This is a genomic window from Tateyamaria armeniaca (assembly GCF_045797845.1).
Lineage (GTDB): Bacteria > Pseudomonadota > Alphaproteobacteria > Rhodobacterales > Rhodobacteraceae > Tateyamaria > Tateyamaria armeniaca.
Genome location: NZ_JBHDIY010000002.1, coordinates 2,321,390 through 2,341,572, shown reverse-complemented (window position 1 = coordinate 2,341,572; position 20,183 = coordinate 2,321,390). Strand labels below are relative to the sequence as shown.

19 protein-coding genes and 1 pseudogene are annotated in these 20,183 nt (G+C 61.3%); 10 read left to right on the top strand and 10 right to left on the bottom strand.

What is annotated here, in order from left to right; genetic code table 11:
* Positions 1-39 precede the first annotated feature (39 nt).
* Positions 40-828, top strand: a complete 789-nt coding sequence (locus tag ACERZ8_RS11825) for an IclR family transcriptional regulator (protein WP_407592385.1) — start codon at positions 40-42, stop codon at positions 826-828.
* A 27-nt stretch (positions 829-855) separates the two neighbouring features.
* Positions 856-1,916: pseudogene (locus ACERZ8_RS11820) on the top strand (ABC transporter ATP-binding protein).
* A 298-nt stretch (positions 1,917-2,214) separates the two neighbouring features.
* Here ACERZ8_RS11820 and ptsP read toward each other — a convergent pair.
* From ptsP to ACERZ8_RS11795, 5 genes are all read right to left on the bottom strand, one after another.
* Positions 2,215-4,455: a phosphoenolpyruvate--protein phosphotransferase gene (ptsP, locus tag ACERZ8_RS11815; RefSeq protein WP_407592384.1), complete on the bottom strand. Its 2,241-nt coding sequence runs from the start codon at positions 4,453-4,455 to the stop codon at positions 2,215-2,217.
* Between the two features lie 160 nt (positions 4,456-4,615).
* Entirely contained in the window at positions 4,616-5,854 is a 1,239-nt protein-coding gene (locus tag ACERZ8_RS11810) for an aspartate kinase (RefSeq protein ID WP_407592383.1), read from the bottom strand.
* Between the two features lie 178 nt (positions 5,855-6,032).
* Positions 6,033-6,674: an SDR family NAD(P)-dependent oxidoreductase gene (locus ACERZ8_RS11805; protein ID WP_407592382.1), complete on the bottom strand. Its 642-nt coding sequence runs from the start codon at positions 6,672-6,674 to the stop codon at positions 6,033-6,035.
* Positions 6,675-6,678: 4 nt separating this feature from the next.
* Complete coding sequence (locus ACERZ8_RS11800) at positions 6,679-7,122, bottom strand: DUF1178 family protein (protein ID WP_407592381.1); 444 nt, start codon at positions 7,120-7,122, stop codon at positions 6,679-6,681.
* 45 nt (positions 7,123-7,167) lie between these two features.
* Positions 7,168-7,653 (bottom strand): NUDIX hydrolase, encoded by a 486-nt coding sequence (locus ACERZ8_RS11795; protein ID WP_407592380.1) that lies wholly within the window; start codon positions 7,651-7,653, stop codon positions 7,168-7,170.
* Between the two features lie 146 nt (positions 7,654-7,799).
* Between ACERZ8_RS11795 and modA the strand changes: the two genes are divergently transcribed.
* The 3 genes from modA to modC are packed head-to-tail and all read left to right on the top strand — an operon-like array spanning position 7,800 to position 10,341.
* Positions 7,800-8,555, top strand: a complete 756-nt coding sequence (gene modA / locus ACERZ8_RS11790; protein ID WP_407592379.1) for a molybdate ABC transporter substrate-binding protein — start codon at positions 7,800-7,802, stop codon at positions 8,553-8,555.
* Positions 8,552-9,244, top strand: coding sequence for a molybdate ABC transporter permease subunit (gene modB / locus ACERZ8_RS11785; RefSeq protein ID WP_407592378.1), 693 nt, complete (start codon positions 8,552-8,554; stop codon positions 9,242-9,244). Before modA ends, modB begins: the two co-directional genes overlap by 4 nt.
* The gene (gene modC / locus ACERZ8_RS11780; protein ID WP_407592377.1) at positions 9,241-10,341 is read left to right on the top strand and encodes a molybdenum ABC transporter ATP-binding protein; all 1,101 of its coding nucleotides are present in this window, start codon (positions 9,241-9,243) and stop codon (positions 10,339-10,341) included. Before modB ends, modC begins: the two co-directional genes overlap by 4 nt.
* Here the strand turns inward: modC and ACERZ8_RS11775 are convergent.
* Complete coding sequence (locus tag ACERZ8_RS11775) at positions 10,313-11,071, bottom strand: EcsC family protein (protein WP_407592376.1); 759 nt, start codon at positions 11,069-11,071, stop codon at positions 10,313-10,315. The two genes, modC and ACERZ8_RS11775, sit on opposite strands and share 29 nt — an antisense overlap.
* A gap of 31 nt (positions 11,072-11,102) precedes the next feature.
* Entirely contained in the window at positions 11,103-11,588 is a 486-nt protein-coding gene (locus ACERZ8_RS11770) for a GNAT family N-acetyltransferase (RefSeq protein ID WP_407592375.1), read from the bottom strand.
* A gap of 90 nt (positions 11,589-11,678) precedes the next feature.
* On the opposite strand from ACERZ8_RS11770, the gene ACERZ8_RS11765 reads away from it, so the two are divergent.
* Both ACERZ8_RS11765 and ACERZ8_RS11760 read left to right on the top strand, forming a co-directional pair.
* Positions 11,679-12,284: a flavin reductase family protein gene (locus ACERZ8_RS11765; RefSeq protein WP_407594259.1), complete on the top strand. Its 606-nt coding sequence runs from the start codon at positions 11,679-11,681 to the stop codon at positions 12,282-12,284.
* 652 nt (positions 12,285-12,936) lie between these two features.
* Positions 12,937-13,695, top strand: a complete 759-nt coding sequence (locus ACERZ8_RS11760) for an ATP-grasp domain-containing protein (RefSeq protein WP_407592374.1) — start codon at positions 12,937-12,939, stop codon at positions 13,693-13,695.
* 385 nt (positions 13,696-14,080) lie between these two features.
* Here ACERZ8_RS11760 and ACERZ8_RS11755 read toward each other — a convergent pair whose 3' ends face one another.
* Positions 14,081-15,688: a SulP family inorganic anion transporter gene (locus tag ACERZ8_RS11755; RefSeq protein ID WP_407594258.1), complete on the bottom strand. Its 1,608-nt coding sequence runs from the start codon at positions 15,686-15,688 to the stop codon at positions 14,081-14,083.
* A gap of 355 nt (positions 15,689-16,043) precedes the next feature.
* Between ACERZ8_RS11755 and ACERZ8_RS11750 the strand changes: the two genes are divergently transcribed.
* Positions 16,044-17,096 (top strand): SGNH/GDSL hydrolase family protein, encoded by a 1,053-nt coding sequence (locus tag ACERZ8_RS11750; protein ID WP_407592373.1) that lies wholly within the window; start codon positions 16,044-16,046, stop codon positions 17,094-17,096.
* 159 nt (positions 17,097-17,255) lie between these two features.
* Complete coding sequence (locus ACERZ8_RS11745) at positions 17,256-18,128, top strand: S-methyl-5'-thioadenosine phosphorylase (protein ID WP_407592372.1); 873 nt, start codon at positions 17,256-17,258, stop codon at positions 18,126-18,128.
* 10 nt (positions 18,129-18,138) lie between these two features.
* Here ACERZ8_RS11745 and ACERZ8_RS11740 read toward each other — a convergent pair whose 3' ends face one another.
* Positions 18,139-18,732: a DsbA family protein gene (locus ACERZ8_RS11740; protein WP_407592371.1), complete on the bottom strand. Its 594-nt coding sequence runs from the start codon at positions 18,730-18,732 to the stop codon at positions 18,139-18,141.
* 187 nt (positions 18,733-18,919) lie between these two features.
* On the opposite strand from ACERZ8_RS11740, the gene ACERZ8_RS11735 reads away from it, so the two are divergent.
* Positions 18,920-19,459, top strand: coding sequence for an adenine phosphoribosyltransferase (locus ACERZ8_RS11735; protein WP_407592370.1), 540 nt, complete (start codon positions 18,920-18,922; stop codon positions 19,457-19,459).
* A 30-nt stretch (positions 19,460-19,489) separates the two neighbouring features.
* On the opposite strand, the gene ACERZ8_RS11730 is transcribed toward ACERZ8_RS11735, so the two are convergent.
* Positions 19,490-20,179, bottom strand: coding sequence for an SGNH/GDSL hydrolase family protein (locus tag ACERZ8_RS11730; protein WP_407592369.1), 690 nt, complete (start codon positions 20,177-20,179; stop codon positions 19,490-19,492).
* Between the last annotated feature and the right edge of the window lie 4 nt (positions 20,180-20,183).

Below are 20,183 nucleotides of genomic sequence, written 5' to 3'. Positions count from 1 at the left end.
TCAACAGATTCCTGCCGGACGGTTTGGGAGGACCACACAATGAACACCGCAGCCCCAAGATCCGGGGACGGCACCATTGGAAAGGCGCTCGAAGTGCTTGACCTTGTTGCGCAAGCCGAACGGCCTGTGCGGTTTTCGGAATTGCTTGGCCTGTCCCCCCACCCCAAGGCGACGCTCTATCGTCTGGTGCAGACCCTCACCAACCTTGGGATGCTGCGCTATGACGTGGATCGACAGACCTATTCACCGGGGTTGCGCCTTGTCAGCCTTGCGCATTCCGCATGGCGCCAAAGCTCGCTTGCGCCCATTGCCCGTCCTCATATCGACAGGCTGAGCGAGGCCTTGGGCGAAACCGTACACCTTGCCCAACTCGACAGTGGCCAGGTCCTCTATGTCGACAAACGCAATGCCGCCGACCCGATCGAGATGTTTTCGCAGGCGGGCAAGGTTGGCCCCGGATATTGCACAGGCGTGGGCAAGGCCATGCTCGCCTTTCTGAATGATGATGCCCTTGAAGTGGCCCTGTCCCAGCAAGCATGGCACGCGCACACCGCCCACACGCATACCAGTCGCGAATCGCTGTGCGCGGAACTGCAGGACGTGCGCCGCGAGGGCATTTCCTTTGACCGCGAAGAACATGAACCCGGAATCATCTGCATTGCAGCACCGATTCTGTCGGACACCGGCCGCCCGATCGGCGCGCTGAGTGTCACCACATCCACCGCGCGCAAGTCGCTGGCCGATCTGGCCAAACTTGCGCCGCACCTGAAATCAACCGCGCAGGATATCGCGCAGGCCGCTGCCAACTGGCAGTTTCCAAGCCAATGACAGTCCTAAATTCAAGAGGGGAGACTCATGACCGGAGTGACACTTAACAAGGCGATCAAGCGTTACGGGGCCACACAAGTCATCCACGGTGTGGATTTGACAATTGATGATGGTGAGTTCTGCGTTTTCGTTGGCCCGTCGGGCTGTGGTAAATCCACATTGCTGCGCATGATCGCAGGTCTTGAGGAAACATCCGACGGCCAGATCAACATCGGTGCGCGCGATGTGACCCACATGGACCCCGCCGCGCGCGGTGTCGCGATGGTGTTCCAGACCTATGCCCTTTACCCGCACATGACGGTCAAGGAAAACATGGGCTTTGGCCTCAAGATGAACAACGTCCCCAAGGACGAAATCGACAGAAAAGTCGGCGAGGCCAGCAAGATCCTGAAACTGGACGAGTATCTGGAGCGCAAGCCCAAGGCCCTGTCCGGCGGACAGCGCCAGCGCGTCGCCATTGGCCGCTCTATCGTGCGTGGCCCCGAAGTGTTCCTGTTCGACGAACCCCTGTCGAACCTTGATGCGGAACTGCGGGTTGACATGCGGGTCGAGATCGCGCGCCTGCACAAAGAACTGGGCACAACCATGATCTACGTGACCCACGATCAGGTCGAGGCGATGACGCTGGCCGACAAGATCGTGGTGCTGCGCGCCGGGTACATCGAACAGGTGGGCAGCCCGATGAACCTGTATCAGGACCCGGACAACAAATTTGTCGCCGGTTTCATCGGCTCGCCCGCGATGAACTTTGTGAACGGTGTTGCGGACAAAGGTGCAGTCAAAGTGCCTGCGCTGTCTGATGCCGTGATCCCGACCACGGTCGCTTTGCCGCCCCCGGCACGGCCGTCACCGTCGGCGTCCGCCCGCAGGACATGGAGTTGAAGGCCGAGCCCTCGCCCATCCAACTGGACATTCGCGAACGTCTGGGCGGTGTGGCCTATGACTATCTGAACACTGCCACCGGCGAACGGTTGGTCGTGGAAAGCCGCGGTGACCTCGCCATGGAAGAAGGGACCGAGGTGACCGTCACGTTCGATCCGGACCGCGCCATGTTCTTTGACGCCAAAACAGAGGCGCGCCTGCGCTGACCTTTACGCTTAGGTAAACGTCACAGACCGCCCGCGCAGATGCACGGGCGGTTTTTTTGCGCCTTGCGGCCGCTGTGGGTATCTGATTTCTCCGATGTGGAGAAGCTACCGAACAATATGGATTTATGAATGCTCAAAGAGCAAAAATCGTAGATAAATCAGAAAATTTATCGCATTTTTAAAATAACTGAAGCGATGATTTCCAGAATATCCGTCGAAAGTTATCCACACGGCTGCACAGCCCGCCCCAACGAGACGTCTGAAGAACCTCACATAACATTCTGAAATTTCGCGAATACTAACCCTGCTGGCGCAGGTACTCCATAATCGCGGGACGGACGTTCATTTCGCCGCGATGGCGCGCATCCGAAATCACCTTGCGCACTTCGGCAAGGTTTGAGCGGCGCAGCAACGACTTGACTGGCCCGATGGATGCAGGGCGCATCGACAGGTTGCGCAATCCGATGGCGGCCAGACACAGGGCTTCGACCGGGCGACCCGCGTCCTCGCCGCAAAACGACAAGGGGGTCTTGGTGATCTCGCAGCGCTCGACGATGCGCTCGATGAAGGTCAGAAATGACACGTTCAACGTATCATAGCGGCGCCGCACACGCTCATTCTCGCGGTCGGCCGCGAAGAAAAACTGCTTGAGGTCGTTGCCACCGATGGACAGGAACCCGACCTCTTCAAAGAATTTCTGAGGGGCAAAAGCGAGGCTCGGTGTTTCGAGCATCGCCCCCACTTCAATGTTCTCGGGCAGGACATTGCCCAGACTCCGCTCGCGCTCGATAGCTTTGTCCATTTGCGCGCAGGCTTGGGTGTATTCCTCGAACTGCGCGACAAAGGGGAACATCACGGTCAAAGGTCGCCCCGCCGCTGCGCGCAGCAGCGCCTGCAATTGCATCTGCATCACACCGGGCTTGTCCAGGCCGACCCGGATCGCACGCCAGCCAAGTGCCGGGTTCGGTTCGTCATTGGGCTTCATATAGGGCAGCACCTTGTCCGAACCGATGTCCAGTGTGCGAAACACAACCTTCTTGCCCCCCGCCGCATCAAGGACGCGCGCATAAAGCGCAGACAGCTCAGAGCGTTTCGGCATCTGGTTGCGGATCAGAAACTGCAATTCCGTGCGAAAAAGCCCCACGCCTTCGGCCCCTGACCCTTCGAGAGATGGCAGATCGGCCATAAGTCCGGCATTCATGGTCAGCGCAACAACCTCGCCGCACAGCGTTTGCGCCGGCTTGTCGCGGATCGATACATAGCGTTCTGCGGCCGCCGCCTGCATCGCCATCTTGTCGCGAAATGCGCTGACGACCTGTTCGTCGGGACGCAGATGCACGATGCCCTGCTCGCCATCCACCAGCACGTGATCGCCGTTGAGCGCCTCAAGCGTGGCACGTTCGGCATGCACGATCAGCGGGATGGCCAGCGCGCGCGCCACGATGGCGGCGTGGCTGCCGACCGATCCAGCCTCCAGCACGATACCTTTCAGGCGACGCCCATAATCCAGCAACTCCGCAGGCCCGATGTTGCGGGCAACAAGGATCGGATCGTTGGGAATGTCAGCCCCGGTGTCTTTGCCCTGCCCTGTCAGGATACGCAGCAGCCGGTTGGACAGGTCGTCCAGATCGCTGAGACGTTCGCGCAGGTAATTGTCACTGGCCTGCCCCATCCGGGCGCGGGCGAGGGATTGTTCTTTTTCAACAGCCGCTTCCGCGCTGAGACCGTTGGAAATGTCCTCTTCCATCCGGCGCATCCAGCCTTTGGAATTGGCAAACATGCGGTACGCCTCAAGCACTTCGGCCTGTTCCTTGTCCGCACTGGCCAGCGCCAGCATCTTGTCGACCCCGACGCGCAATTCCTCGACCGCGCCCGTGAGGCGTTCCAGTTCGCGGTGCGGATCATCCGCAATCGGGTTGGTCACCACCACGCGCGGTTCGTGCAGCCAGATGTGGCCCTCGGCCACGCCTTCCTGTGCCACGGTGCCCCGCAGCATCGCTGGCTGGCTGTGGCGTGCACCCATGGCGCTGCCTTCGCCCACGAACGCGCCAAGTTCTGTCATTTCGGCAAGGACCATCGCCACCACTTCCAGCGCGTAAATCTCGTCCGCTGAATATTCGCGTGCCTCTTTGGATTGCACGACCAGCACGCCCAGCGCCTCACCCAATCGCTGGATCGGCACGCCCAGAAAACTGGAAAACACCTCCTCGCCGGTTTCGGGCATAAAGCGGAAGCCGCGCGCTTTGGGGGCGTTGGCGGTGTTCACCACCTGGCGACGGCGCGCCACGCGCCCCACAAGGCCTTCGCCCAGACGCATCCGGGTCTGGTGCACCGCTTCGGGGTTCAGCCCTTCGGTGGCACACAGCTCAAGCGTCTCTTCGTCGCGAAACAGATAGATGGAACACACTTCGGTGCCGATGCTGTTGGCGATCAGATGGGTGATCTTGTCAAGCCGCGCCTGCCCGGGGTCATCCCCGGCCATCGCATCCCGCATCCGCCCCAACAGCTTGCGGCTTTCTGTTTCCACCCGTTCGGCCATCGGCCCACGCCCCTCACAGTCTTGCGATCACAGCTTAGATCACACGCCCATTAAAAGCGAAACGACAAAGCGCATCGCGATCCGGCAATATTCCACCTATGGTAGTTTTTTGTGCCAGGCGCATCGCGGCGCCCCCGAACGGACGCGTATGCACCAAATGTCACGCGGCCTTGTGTAACTCGAACGCGTCGTGCAGCGCCTGTACCGCCAGTTCCATGTACTTGCGATCAATCAGAACCGAGATCTTGATCTCGGACGTGGTGATGACCTTGATGTTGATGCCTTCCGCGCTCAGACACTCGAACATCTTGGCCGCAACCCCGGTATGACTGCGCATGCCGATGCCGACAACGCTGACCTTGGCGACATCGGTGTCCGCGATCAACTCGTGGAAGTTGATCACGCCGCCGCTTTGGGCCTCATCCATCGCCTTTTCGGCCCGTTTGACCTGATCGGTCGGGCAGGAAAAGGTCATGTCAGTGCGTCCCTCTTCGGAAATGTTCTGCACGATCATGTCGACGTTCACGCCCGCATCGCTGAGCGCGCTGAAAATGGCGGCAGCGATCCCGGGGCGGTCGGCCACGCTGACCAGCGTCATCTTGGCCTCATCCCGGCTATAGGCCACTCCGGCTACGACATTGCTTTCCATGATTTCCTCCTCGTCACAGACCAGTGTCCCGGCCTCGTCGGATTGTTCTTCAAAACTGCTCAGCACGCGCAGGCGCACCTTGTAGCGCATGGCCAGTTCAACAGATCGGGTCTGCAACACCTTGGCCCCGAGCGAGGCAAGTTCCAGCATTTCCTCAAACGCGATCCTGTCCAGCTTGCGCGCCTTCGAGGTGATGCGCGGATCGGTGGTATATACGCCATCCACGTCAGTATAGATGTCGCAGCGCTCCGCCTCAAAGGCGGCGGCAAAGGCCACGGCAGTGGTATCCGACCCGCCCCGTCCCAGCGTGGTAATGCGTCCCTCGGGACTGACGCCCTGAAATCCGGCCACCACGGCCACGCGCATACCTTCGGCAAACTTGGCAGTGATATTGTCGCTCGGGATTTCTTCGATCCGTGCGCTGGAATGGGCGGATGTGGTGCGCACCGGCACCTGCCAGCCCTGCCAACTGCGCGCAGGCACGTCCATTTCCTGCAAGGTCAGCGCCATAAGGCCTGCGGTCACATTCTCTCCGCTCGACACGACAGCATCATATTCGCGTGCATCGAAAAGGGGCGAGGTTTCATTGACCCAGCCGACCAGTTCATTGGTTTTGCCCGACATGGCCGACACGATGACAATCACGTCATAGCCCTTGGCCACCTCGACGCCCACGCGTTTGGCGGCGCGCCGGATGCGGTCGAGCGTGGCCACGGACGTGCCACCGAATTTCATCACCAGTACAGGCATGGATTGGCCCCGGAAAATTACTCCGCTCGGGGCTTATCCCTCCCCCTTGCCAGTTGCAAGGCGACGGCTGCTGCACCCTGCTTCTCTGAACAAAAAAATCCTGGGGAGGTCGCAAAGCGCCTACGGCAGAGACCCCAAAAAATGTCGTCGCGCGTCAGCGCGTCCGCAGGATCACGCCCTAATAGTCGTGCGCCCGCCCGTCCCATGTTTCAAAGCACCCTGTCGTCTCGCCATTGAGCGCGGCAAAGCGTTCGACCAGCCCGGCAACCGACTGATCCACGGTGATGGCAGCGCTCGACCCGCCCATATCCGTCTGCACCCAACCGGGGTGATAGATTCCAACCGCCACCTCCCCGGCCAGATCGCTTGCCAGATTGCGACCAAGGTTCAAAACGGCGGCCTTGGAGGCGCGGTAGATATAGCTGCCGCCGGGCGCGTGCGTGTGCGAGGCCATCTGCGATGAGATGATGGCAATCTTTGGCTTGGCCGCCAGCCGCAGGTTGGGCAGCAGCGCCTGAATGGTCAGGAAGACACCCGTGACATTGGCCGCAAAGGTCTGCGACCACAAATCAGCCGCAAACCCAGTTTCCAGGTCGCCGCCCTTGTCGATGTAAACGCCCGCATTGCACACCAGCAGATCAACAGGAATACCCGACAGGCGTTCGGCCAGGGCACTGTGATCACTGGGTTGCGTGACGTCAAGGGTGACATCCGCACCGGCAGACCGGCCCGTGCCGACCACGCTATGCCCTTGGTCCCGATAATGCGCTGCAAGCCCCGCGCCGATGCCGCGGGTTGCCCCAGTAATAACGATGTTCATAATGTCAGTTCACTTTGCGTGTTGGAATAAATGGCAATGGGGCGACGGGCACGCCGTCGTCGATCAGGGCCTTGGCCTCTTTGGCGTTGGCCTCGCCCCAGATCGGGCGGTCAGGCACATCGCCCAGATGCATGTCGCGCGCCTCGCGTGCAAAATCCTTGCCCACGTACGTGGCGCTGCTTTCCACTGCGCTGCGCATCTTCGAAAGCGTCTCGGCGACGTCGGATGGGGCCTTATCAGGGGTGTCGGACGGTAGCGCTGCCGCGATGTTCGGTTTGGACTTGCACGTGCTGACGCGCGGCGTCATGATCGCCTTTTCCACCTTGGATGAACCGCACGTTACGCAGGCCAGATGCCCGGCCACCGAGAGGCTTTCAAAGGCTGACGCACTGGCAAACCAGCTTTCAAAGGCGTGCCCGTCGTCGCATTTCAGAGTGTATTTGATCATGTGACACTCAACATAATCCTGCCCGCGCAATCCGCAATGGTGCGATCAGTAGATCGCGCGCGGATCAAAGTCGCGCAGGATGCGGGACAGTTCCGGTTCGTCCACCATGGCGGCCGCCTTCTTGCGGCTGACCCATTTGCGGGTGCGTTGCCCGGCCTCGGGGTATTCCTTGGACAGGGATTTGACCTTGATGCCATAGACCATCGCCACGCATGGCAGGCCTGAATCCTCATCGTCGAGTACCTTGCTGTAGGAAAACAACCCCAAGGGCCGTGAATCCGGACTGCCATGCACTCCCGCCTCTTCCCAGGCTTCCTCGGCAGCACTTTCGGCAGGTGTTTTGCCGTCCATTGGCCAGCCTTTGGGCAGAATCCACCGGCCCGACCCGCGCGAGGTGATCAGCAAAATCTGGATCTTGTCGTTTTTCACACGATAGCACAGTGCGGCAAACTGGGTGCGCACATCAGTCTTGTCGGCCTGTCCAAAGGACAAGGGAAGCTGTTTGATGATCGGGGCCGTCACGTCCCTCATCCTCCATTCGTTGGCACAGGTATATGCTACATCTGCCAATAAATCCAGATTTCCATCCGATTCCAACGAGATATGCCATATGTGTAGCAATTATGATGATGGCATGACGGTTAATAAAGGATTTACGCCTTGAGCCATGTCACGCCATGTCCAATAGTGCCCGTGCAATGAAAACGTATAACTGGATCAAAGGCTTGGCAGTGATGCTGGCCATGTCTTGCGCACCTGCGCACGCCTCGGGCGAAGCTGTGCGGATTTTTGCGGCTGCCAGCTTGCAGGGTCCACTGGATGTCGCGGCATCTGAATTCCATCAAGACAGCGTGATTAGCTATGGCGGCAGCGGCACGCTTGCGCGCCAGATCAGCCTTGGCGCACCTGCGGATATCGTGATTCTGGCCAATGAAACATGGGCAAACTGGCTGGTGACGGGCGCAGGAGTCCCGGGCCCGCCGCGCGCCATCCTGTCCAACCGCCTTGTGCTGATCGTGCCGGCGGGTGGCCCCGTTCTTGATGATCCGGACTTGGATGTTTTGCGCCAGGTCATCGGCGATGGCAGGCTCGCCATGGGCCAACATACCGCTGTGCCCGCGGGGATTTACGCGCAAGCGTGGCTCACCCATATCGGCGCGTGGGATGCCCTGCGCCCACACCTTGCTGAAACCGAAAACGTGCGCGCCGCCCTTGCGCTTGTCGCACGCAAAGAGGTGCCGCTGGGCATCGTCTATGCCTCAGACGCGCGGGCGAGCGCGCAAGTCGTGGTCGCATGGACCATCCCGGCGGACCAGCATCCCCCGATCCTCTATCACGGCCTTGCGTTGACCCCCGTGGGCGCGGCGTTTCTTGATCACCTTGCCGCCCGCATCGCGCTGTTTGAGGATGCCGGTTTCGTGGCCCTGCCATGAGCTTGGATGCGGCAGGTTGGGACGCCCTGCGCCTGTCGCTGCTGGTTGGCGTGGTGGCGACGCTGCTGGCCCTGCCGCTGGCCACGTGGATTGCGTGGCTGCTGGCACGGCGCGACTTCTGGGGCAAATCCATCCTCAATGCCGCCGTGCATTTGCCCCTTGTGCTGCCGCCAGTTGTCACCGGCTATCTGCTTTTGATTGCTTTCGGGCGCACGGGGCCTGCGGGTCGCTTTCTTGAACAGACCTTTGGCCTTGTGCTTGCTTTCCGCTGGACGGGGGCAGTGCTTGCGGCCATCGTCATGGGCTTTCCCCTGATGGTGCGCGCCATCCGGCTGGCCATCGAGGCGGTGGACCCCAAGATCGAAGCCGCGGCACGCACACTCGGGGCACCGGGCTATGCTGTCTTTGGCACCATCACCCTGCCCCTCATCCTGCCCGGCATATTGGCGGGTGCCGTCATGGGTTTCGCCAAGGCCATCGGCGAATTCGGGGCCACGATCACCTTTGTCGCCAACATCCCCGGCGAGACGCAGACCCTGCCATCGGCCATCTATGCGTTGCTGCAAGTACCGGGCGGAGAAGACGCCGCCATCACCCTTGTTCTGTGGGCCTGCGTGCTCGCGCTGGGGGCTGTCGTCTTGTCGGAATGGCTGGCGCGACGGGTGGCTGCGCGGATTGCGGGCACATGACCCTTTCCGTCGCCCTGACCCACCGTTTTGAGGATTTCGACCTCGATGTCGCGTTCGAGGCCGGGCCGGGCGTGACCGCCCTGTTCGGCCGGTCGGGCGCGGGCAAGACCACCATCGTCAATGCCATCGCAGGGTTGCTGCGCCCGGACAAGGCGCACATCACCTTGAACGGCGCGGTCTTCAACGACGCCACAACCTGCCTGCCCCCGCACAGGCGCCACGTCGGCTATGTGTTTCAGGACGCGCGGCTGTTTCCCCATCTGAGCGTGGCGCAAAACCTCGACTATGCGCGCCGCTTTGGAGCGCAGGCGAAAACGCGCAGCCATATCATCGATTTGCTGGGTCTGGGTGGTTTGTTGACCCGACGGCCCGCGACATTGTCGGGTGGCGAAAAACAGCGGGTGGCCCTTGGGCGCGCCCTTTTGGCAGACCCGCAATTGCTGTTGATGGACGAACCCCTTGCCGCCCTGGACAATTTGCGCAAATCCGACATCCTGCCCTATCTCGACCGTCTGAAATCGGACACCGGCGTCCCCATCCTTTATGTCAGTCATGCCGTGGACGAGGTCGCGCGGCTGGCCGATCATATGGTGCTTTTGTCCAGGGGACGCGTGGCGCGCACAGGGCCGCTGTTTGACGTCATGGCCGACCCCGCCGCCGTGCCCCTGCTGGGTGTGCGCGAGGCGGGCGCTGTGCTGCGCGCAAAGGTCGTGGCACATGGGGATGACGGGCTGAGCACATTGCAAGTGGCAGCGGGAACGCTCAACCTGCTGGGCGTTCAGGCCCCAGTTGGTGCGCAGGTGCGGCTGCGCGTTCTGGCGCAGGACGTACTTTTGTCGCTCGACATGCCGCAGGGCCTCAGTGCGCAAAACATACTGCCGGTGACGATCAAATCCATTCGCACGGGCGACGGCCCGGGGGCGGCGATTGCACTGGATGCGGGGGGCGAGACATTGCTGGCGCGAGTCACGGCGCGGGCGGTCAGTGTGATGGGATTGCGGGCTGGTCAAAACCTCTTTGCCATTCTCAAGGCGACCTCGGTGGCGCAAAACGCCATCTCGAGCGAGGTTACGTCAGCACCTTCACCTGATCCTTGAGGCGGGCAACCATCTGATCATGGGGCTGATCAGCCTCGATCGCCAGACGACGCAGGCCAAAGTGCACATGGGCCACGTCCGTATAGTAGCTGGTGTAAGCGTAATTCGTGGCAGCCCCTGCAACGGCCCCTAGCACCGGCACGGCCTGTGCGGCAAGTTTCTGGCCCATCACGATGGCAAGGCGCGGCGCAACGCGCGCAATGATCGCCTGCATCGCGGCCCCCGTCAGCGCCACGCGCGCCGACAGAAACGCCAGATCCGATCCATCGTCATGCGCAAGCGGCCCTGCCGCCGCAAAGACCTGCACACAGTCAAACCGCACAGAATCCGCGTTCGGGTCAAACCCGTGCTCGACCGCGACCCCTTCGATCACGCGCAGCAGCAGCGTGGTCGTCACAGGCAGTTCAGCCAGTGCCGTGGGCAAGCCCCCAAAGCCGCCCGCCGCGCCCATCGCCGTGCTGACAGCCGAGTTCAGCCATTCAGACTGGTCCGGCACCATGCGACGCGAATGGCTGGCGGCACTCATGGCCTGCACAAGTGCGGCCTTGGTTGCGGCATCAAGTTGGGCGCGCACCGGGGCAGGCAAGCGATCCAGCAGCCCGTCGGCTTGAGTGCCCAGCGAATTTAGCACCTGAATGCCAAGGCCACCTGCCGCTTTGTAGCGGCGGGCAAGGCGCTCGATCTCTTCATCCGGGTCGATGGGCGGGCGGGACAGCACGATTTCGTTCATGTGTTATAGATTGGGGCGCTCCCGCCCGGTTTCAATCCGCGCGCACCACTTCACCGGCAATGCCGTCCCATGCACCGGGGCGCAGAGCATGGCCCAGAACCCGGTCCGGATTGGTCGGGGGCGGCATCGCGACATCGTCGAGCCGTGCAAATCCGAACCGCCCGTAATAGGGGGCATCGCCCACCAGCAACACCCGCTCCCAACCCTGCGCAGCCGCAGCCTCAAGCGCGCCTTCGATCAGCAGCGCGCCCAGCCCCTCGCCCTGATGGGTCGGATGTACCGCCACGGGGCCCAGCAACAGCGATTGTGCCTGACCAATGCGCACGGGCCAGAACCGGATCGCACCGCCAAGGATGCTGTCGGCATCGCGCGCCACAAAGTTCAGCGTCGCCACCGAAGACACGCCATCGCGCAACCGATAGGACGACAACGCCTCGCGCCCGGGCGCAAAGCACAGATCAAACAGCGCTTCGACCTCCCACCAATCGTCGGGCGTCTCTTGGATCAGGTGAAACATGGGTGTCGCAGGTCGCAATGGCTCGTCAGGGGTGGCTGTCGCCCTAGCATGGGGGTAGTCCTTGCGCAAACCGCCCTTCAGGAGACGCCCATGTTCTACCGCCCCGAAGCAGGCCACGGCCTGCCGCACAACCCGTTCAACGCCATCGTCACGCCGCGCCCGATTGGCTGGATTTCGACACGCGGGGCGGATGGGTCGGACAATCTGGCACCCTATTCTTTCTTCAACGGGGTGGCCTATGTGCCGCCGCAGGTCATGTTTGCCTCGACCGGGGCCAAGGACGACCGCGACGGCACCAAGGATTCGGTCGCCAACATTCGCGAGACCGGCGTGTTCTGCGTCAACGTGGTGGAACATGCGATGAAGGACGCGATGAACCAGACATCCGGGCCATGGGAAGCGACGACGGATGAGTTCGATCTGGCGTCCATTGAAAAGGCCGAGTGCAGCGAGATCAACTGCGCCCGTGTTGGCGCGGCCCCTGCATCGATGGAATGCAAGCTGACCCAGATCGTGCAGATCGAGGGGGCGGCGAATTACGTGGTTTTCGGCGAAGTGGTCGGCGTGCACCTGCGGGACGATTGCATCGTGGACGGCATCTTTGACGTGCTGCAATACCAGCCCCTGACGCGGCTGGGGTATCGGGATTATTCGGTGATCCGGGACAAGTTCAGCCTGAAACGCCCCGGGGAGTAGCGGCCTGCCATCACCCCCTGTCCCACGCTGGGACAGAAGGTGGCCTGTGGTATTTCAATGGCTTACAGAGGCGGTTTAATCCTCTGTTCACGTTTACGGACATGTTCCTCGGGCCAGTCGCAACAAGATCGGCCACCTTTGCGACACGACCAGACGGGCTGGCCCCTCTGTGAAGATGTCGCACTCAAGAATGCTGCTGCCGGGCAGGAGATGGGTCGGCGGCTTCGATTTCAGCCCAAGTGGCGCACACAGGGATGGGTTTGCAGCAAAGGCGGCTTTGCAGTCATTGCAACAGCTCCGCGCCGATCCATCGCCAGTCCGCGGGATGGCGACGATACGCTGGTTCCCGGGCGATTTATAGATCAAGGATATTGCGCCGCCTGAATGTCGCGCCAAGCTGAGCCACATCGCCAGCCCGGTCGGGCGGACTGGCGATGGATCGGCGCCTTCGGCTTGAGTCCGATCCGGGTGCTGAGTGGGAGCGGTGCAGCAAACGTCGGCTTTGAGCACATTTAACCGGTGCTGCACCGTGCACAAATGTCTGCTGTTGAGCTTCAGACGAGATGATGTTCACTATGCTACGAGCAGAATTGTTAGATTTGAGCGGGAATACATGCAGTGGCTACTTCAGGATTTCGAGGACACTCGGAAAATGGCCGATGCGCTTGACCGGCTAGAAATTCCTTACACTTGGCACAAAGTCGTTCCATTTCTTGGCGAATTGACACCTGCTCCGAAAATCAAAGACCCGAATGCGGTGGTCATGTTCGGCTCTTATACCTTATGGCGATACGCACAAGCCAATGACCTTAAGCCCGGCGTCTTCAGGATAAGGCCATTTGTCCATGAGAAGCCTTGGCATTCGTTCCTCCTTAATGGAGCAGACGCGCTTTTTTTGACGCTGCGAGATGTTCCGGAACAACTCCCTGATGACGAAAAAAGCTGGTTTCTTCGCCCGGTAGAAGACAGCAAAGAAGAGCCAGGTAGGGTAAAGACCGCGAGTGAAATCATTGACTTGGCCAACAAGGTGCTCGCACTCGAAGAGCACGAAATACCTAAGGGGTCGCTTCGTCACGATACAGAATTGATGTTTACAAAGCCCGTTCGAATTCTCAAAGAATGGCGACTGTGGGTAGTCAGAGATGAGATTGTCACTTTCTCACTCTATAAAGAGGGATCACGTGTCGTTTATCGACATGAGCTTGATGAGGATGCCTTGGAGTTTGCCAAGGGACTAGTGATGGCAAATCCGGACTATTCTCCCGCTTACGTTATCGATGTTTGTCGTACAGACGATGGACTTAGGATGCTCGAAACGAATTGCATCAATGCTGCGGGATTCTATGAGGCCGACCTGTTAAAACTGGTGTCGTCAATCGATGCGGTTTCGGAAGGCGAAGTCAAAAGCTGACACTAGTGCAAACGCAGCGAAAGCCCGCTTCGTCCCGCATAGTCGCCATTGGCGTGTTCTGTCTGAAAACCCAACCCCGCATTGAAATCTGCCCCAACGCAAGCCGGGCCATCGACAGTCCGTGGGGTGGCGATCAAGCCTCTCCGCTACAGTGCTTTATGGCTGCGAGGCGCATCTTCCCGATCAGCGGGTTGCGACAGATACCATATCGCCATCCCGCCGGGACGGGCTGGCGATTGCCCGGCGCCTTCGGCTTGATTCCGGGCGGGGTGGTGTTGGTGGGCCGTCGGCCAGGGTGAGGATCGCGGATGCGGCTGCGCCTTTGGGCAGCTCCGCGTGGTGCGCCTTTCGCAGGGCAGCATTGGCCCGCGCCAGGCGCCCGCGTCTAGTGCTCTCCCAAGATCCCAGTCCGCACGCCGTAATCCGTCGCGATCTCGTAATCGGGATCGTCGTCGCTGTCGACGATCAGGTGCCCGGCCTTGGTCAGCAGCTTGTGGCAGTCATGGGTCAGGTGGCGCAGTTGCACGCGCTTGCCCAACTCTTCGTATTTGCCTGCCACGGCTTCGATCGCCTGCAGAGCGGACTGGTCCACCACACGGCTGTCGGCGAAATCGACGATCACCTCGCGCGGGTCATTTTCGACGTTGAACATCTCGATAAACCCGGTGGCCGAGCCGAAGAACAAGGGGCCCTGCACCTGATAGACGCGCGCGCCTTCGGGTGTTTCATAGACCTTGGCATGGATGCGGCGCGCGTTGTTCCACGCATAGGCCAGTGCCGAGACGATGACACCAACAACCACGGCGACTGCAAGGTCTTCCATCACTGTCACAACGGTGACCAGCACGATGACAAAGGCATCCGTCAAGGGCACTTTGCGCAGGATTTTCAGCGAGTTCCACGCGAACGTCCCGATCACAACCATGAACATCACACCCACAAGGGCGGCCAGCGGGATCAGCTCGATCACGCTGGAGCCGACAAGGATAAAGGCGAGCAGGAACAGGGCCGCCGACACGCCTGCTATGCGCGTGCGCCCCCCGGATTTCACGTTGATCATGGATTGCCCGATCATCGCGCACCCGCCCATGCCGCCAAAGAATCCGGTGGCCGTGTTGGCCACGCCTTGGGCGATACATTCCTGTGACGCGCCGCCGCGTTGTTTGGTCAGATCACCGACAAGGTTCAGCGTCAGAAGGCTTTCGATCAGGCCGATGGCTGCGAGGATCACGGCATAGGGCAGGATGATTTGCAGAGTTTCGAGGTTGAGCGGCACAGCCGGAATATGGAAGGCTGGCAATCCGCCCTCGATGCTGGCCAGATCGCCAACGCGCGGCACGTCCAGACCGAACCCGATCACGATGGCCGCCACGATGCCGATGCCTGCAAGGGGCGCCGGAATGAGCCGCGTCACACGCGGTGACAGCCAGATGATCACCATGGTCAGCCCCACAAGGCCCAGCATCAGGTAAAGCGGCAAGCCCGTCAGCCATTCGCCCCCGGCCATGCCGTGGCCGGATGCCTCGGCACTGCCGGGCACTTTGAATTGGGTGAGTTGTGCAAGGAAAATCACGATGGCCAGCCCGTTCACAAAGCCCAGCATCACGGGGTGCGGCACGAGGCGGATGAACTTGCCCCACTGCATGACGCCCGCAAAGACCTGGAGCAGCCCCATCAGCACCACGGTTGCAAAGAGGTATTCAACGCCGTGCTGCGCAACCAGCGCGACCATGACAACCGCCAGCGCCCCCGTGGCCCCGGAAATCATGCCCGGACGCCCGCCGAAAATCGCCGTGATCAGCCCGACCATGAAGGCGGCATAAAGGCCCACGAGCGGGTGTACCCCGGCCACAAAGGCGAAGGCCACGGCCTCTGGCACCAGCGCCAGCGCCACCGTGAGACCGGACAACAGGTCGGTGCGGATCTGGGACGGCGTCAGCTTGACCTCGCCCGGTGCAATGGAAAAGTCGCCAAAGCGGGTTGTGGTGCGCATGTTCGAAAAATCGAAAAAGGCCATGGGTGTCCTGTCTGCTCGTTCTTTGCTTTGTCTGGCCCTTAACGGATCATCCTTGGAATGACCATGCCAGTGCGGGCGTGTGGAGCGTGACGTAACAGGTGCGCTGAAAAAGTCACCGTATTCTTCGGTGTACATGCCGGATCGGTTGTCAGGACGGCAGCGCCGAGACCCGCAAAACACGCGGGACCGGAGCGTCGGGCAGACCAATCCCGCATGGTGCGCACTGACAATGTTCCGTGACGGCACCGTTGCTTTTTCAAACCCGCAACCTGATGCTTGAAAGAGGGACTATTTCCGCACTCGGAAAACCATGCTGGGAGGCGCAACAGAAATGAAAGTTATTACACTGGCGGCCTGCGCGATGGCGCTTGCTACATCTCTATCGGCGGCCCCCGTCGATCTTTCCAATTATTTTTCCAGCTTTGTCGCCATCGGTGACAGCCTGTCGGATGACGGCAAGCTGGGCGGCACTCCGTTCGAGAATGGGCCACCTTCCCTGGAAGGGCGGTTTTCCAACGGCATCACTGCCGTCGAAAACATCGCGCAGGATTTCGGCTTTGCCGCAGATCTCGCCATTGGTGGTGCCACCGCGCGCATTCAGAACGAAAACCCGCTGCCGCCCCAGTTTGGAACTTTTGCAGGGCAAGTGGCAACGCTCGGCGGCATTGCCGCTGACCCGTTCGGGCGCGCAGCCTTGGGCGATCGTCCCCTGTTTTCGGTGCTGATCGGCAATAATGACATCCTGCAAAACATCGGCTTCCCGGACGGCGCAACTGCCCCGGGCAATGTGCTGCCCGGCATTGGCGCACTTGCGGCGGACGCCGTTGAGGCAAACATTCGCGCGATCAAGGCCATCGACACGGAGTTCAACGATTTCGTCGTGTTCAATCTGCCGGACCTGACGCTGACGCCCCTCTTTACCAATCCGGTTTTCGGCACGGCCCCGTTTGCGCCGCTGGCTGCGCAGGAAGTGGCCGGGTTTAACACGCAGATTTCGGCAAACATCGCGGCCTTGCGCGCCGATGGGATCAACATCATCGAATTCGATCTGAACGCAGTCTTTAAGGAGCTGCTGGGGGAAGCGGTCGCAAACGGGATCAACATCAACGACCCGTGTTCGTTCGATCTGTCCAACCAGAACCCGCTTGCGACCTGCGCCTTTTCGCCCGGTTCACCGAATGACACCGACATCACACTGGCGGACGCGTTCTTTTTCATCGACCCAATTCACCCCAACCGTGTCGCACAGGCCGCCGTTGCGGACCGGTTCCGTGACGTGGTTGCCGCCAGTGAAGTGGCCCCCGTGCCGCTGCCTGCGGGTCTGCCGCTGTTGATCGCAGGGCTTGCCGGGTTCGGCGTTCTGCGCATACGCCGCGCCGCCTGACATAGCATAAGCTCACGGGCGCACGCCTTTGACGGCATGCCTCACAAAAGGACTGATAGGCACCAAATGGTGGCACAAGCCGTACATGGTCCGTGTACGGCTTGTGCGTCGCTGATTTGCCTGTTTTAGTCCGCGGAAACTCTGCGCAGGGAGCCCCGCATGACAAGCACCAAAATTGCCGTGATCGGCGGCTCAGGCATCTATGACATTGACGGGCTGGACGGGGCGGAATGGGTCAGCGTGGACTCGCCCTGGGGCGCGCCGTCAGATCAGATCCTGACGGGTACGCTGGATGGGGTCGCCATGGCCTTTTTGCCCCGCCACGGGCGTGGGCATGTGCACAGTCCGACAACCGTGCCCTATCGCGCCAATATCGATGCTCTGAGACGTCTGGGGGTGACGGATGTCATCTCGGTCTCGGCCTGCGGCAGTTTCCGTGAAGAGATGGCGCCGGGCGATTTCGTGGTTGTCGACCAGTTCATCGACCGGACATTCGCGCGGGAGAAATCATTTTTCGGCACCGGCTGTGTCGCCCATGTGAGTGTGGCACATCCGACCTGTCCGCGGCTGTCGCAGGCGTGTATCACAGCCGCAACCGACACCGGCATTAATGTCCACAGTTCGGGCACTTACCTTGCCATGGAAGGGCCGCAATTTTCCACACTGGCGGAGTCAAAGATGTACCGCGAAAGCTTGGGCGCGGATGTGATCGGGATGACCAACATGCCCGAGGCCAAGCTCGCCCGCGAGGCGGAGCTGTGCTATGCCTCTGTCGCGATGATCACCGATTATGACAGCTGGCATCCCGACCATGGAGAGGTCGATGTGACCAAGATCATCGAGACCCTGATGGGCAATGCAGACAAGGCGGGCACCATGGTGGCCAGGCTGCCCGCGCTGCTTGGGGCCGACCGCGCGCCCTGCCCGCATGGCTGCGACCGTGCGCTGGAATATGCGATCCTGACCCGGCCAGAGGCGCGTGATGCGGCCCTTGTGGCGAAGCTGGATGCGGTTGCGGGCCGGATGCTGTGATGCGTTCGGATCAGGCGGTGGCTGCGGCTTCGCCGATCAGACTTTCCATCTGATCCGCCCGCAACGCCCCCAGTACGGCAGAGCGGGCGACAGCCAGCCCCGGTGTGCCGACAAATCCCAGCGTTCTGGCCGCGCGCGCGGAAGCAAGCAGGCGGGCGGATACGTCGGGGCCATCCATGTCACGCACCAATCTGGCGCCATCAAGGCCCGCGGCCTGCGCAACCTCACCCAGCCACGCGGGCACCGGGCGAAACCCGTCGCGCAAAAGCTGGGTGTAAAAGGCGGTGTATCCGCCTTGCAGCCCGGCGGCCTCTGCCGCTTGCGCCACCAGAACAGAGTTCGGCCCGAGCACGGGCAATTCATGCCAGCTGATCGCGATGGGCGGCGCGGCAGTGCGCGTTGTCAGCCGCGCGATGAGGCCCCGGCAGTAGGGACAGAAGAAATCCGAGAACACGGCCACCGGCACGGCCACCTTTTGCGCATCGCGGTGCACGACCTGATCAAGCTGCGCAGCAGCAAGGCGGCTGGCCCGTCCTGCAGACCCACGGTCATGAAGCCAGCGGCACTGGCCCCCGACACATCGCCAAGTGCTGCAAACCGCCACCCTTGTGCGCCGCTGATGGGCCGAAACGACAATGCAGGCGGGCGCACGCCAAAGACCTGCCACCCGGCGGCAACGGCCACCAGGGCACCGCCCATCACAAGGTTGCGCCGTTTCACGCGGGTCAATCTCCTTGCGCAAGTGCTTCGCATTCGGTCACATGCCCCGAGATAGGATACGGAGCCTTATGATGCCAGCCACCAAAACCGTGCAGGACTATATCCGCACCATCGTCGATTTCCCCCATGAAGGGATCATGTTTCGCGACGTGACCACGTTGTTTGCGGACCCGCGTGGATTTCGCATGGCGATTGACCAGATGCTGCACCCCTATGCGGGCCTGCGCATCGACAAGGTGGTCGGGCTGGAAGCGCGCGGTTTCATCCTTGGCGGGGCCATCGCCCACCAACTGTCGGTCGGGTTTGTCCCCATCCGCAAAAAGGGCAAGCTGCCCGGTGCCACCATTTCCGAGGCCTATACGCTGGAATACGGCGAGGCGATTGTCGAGGTGCATGACGACGCGATCAAGGCGGGCGAAACGGTTCTGGTTGTGGACGATCTGTTGGCCACCGGCGGCACCGCCGAGGCTGGCATCAAGCTGATTGAACGGCTGGGCGGAAAGATCGTGTCCTGCGCCTTTGTCATCGACCTGCCCGATCTTGGTGGGCGCAAACGGCTGGAAGCGATGGGGATGGAAGTTCATGCCCTATGTGCGTTTGACGGGGACTAGGCTGCATCTGCGTAACGGCGCTGTGACCTTTCAGGGCGCAGCGGATGTCAGGGGATGCGCGTGTATTGCTGCCGCAACCTGCGCAGCCCAGATATCGTAGAGCACCGCACTGGGGTGAAACCCGTCAGCGGCGACAAACTGGGGATCAAGGGGGATGTCAAAGGCGAGATGATGCGCATGCCCGGCGCCTGCACAGATCGCACCGAGCGCGGCATCAAAGCGATCCGCCCGTGCGCCCAGCACGCTGCGCAACGGGTCGGGCAAGAGCGGAAATGATCCAAGCGGCGGGACACCTGAGGCATAGATCTGGCGCACGTTGAGCCGAGTCCTGAGAACGGCAATCAGGCGTTGGTAATTCGTCTGCCAGCGTCTGAGGTGCACCCCGTTTTTGACGTCATTCACCCCAAGCGCGAGTACGGCGATGTCGAAGGCCCGTGTTTCCTGCGCCGCCAGCAGGCGCAAGGCCGAGGATGTGGTGAGGCCGGACCGCGCCCAGAGGTGCCAGTCGACGCTGTGAGTTGCGGCCAGCCGCGCCACCAACCGACCCGAAAGTGCGTTGTCCTGATGATCAACCCCGACGCCTGCGGCTGAGCTGTCGCCAAGGATCAGCAGCCGCAGCGGCGTGCCCTGCCCGGACTGACCCTGTCGTGGTCCGGCGGCTTCGGGCAGGCGCGTGGCCCGTGCCGCCACCCACAGCCCCTGGCTGACAATCAGCGGCACACGT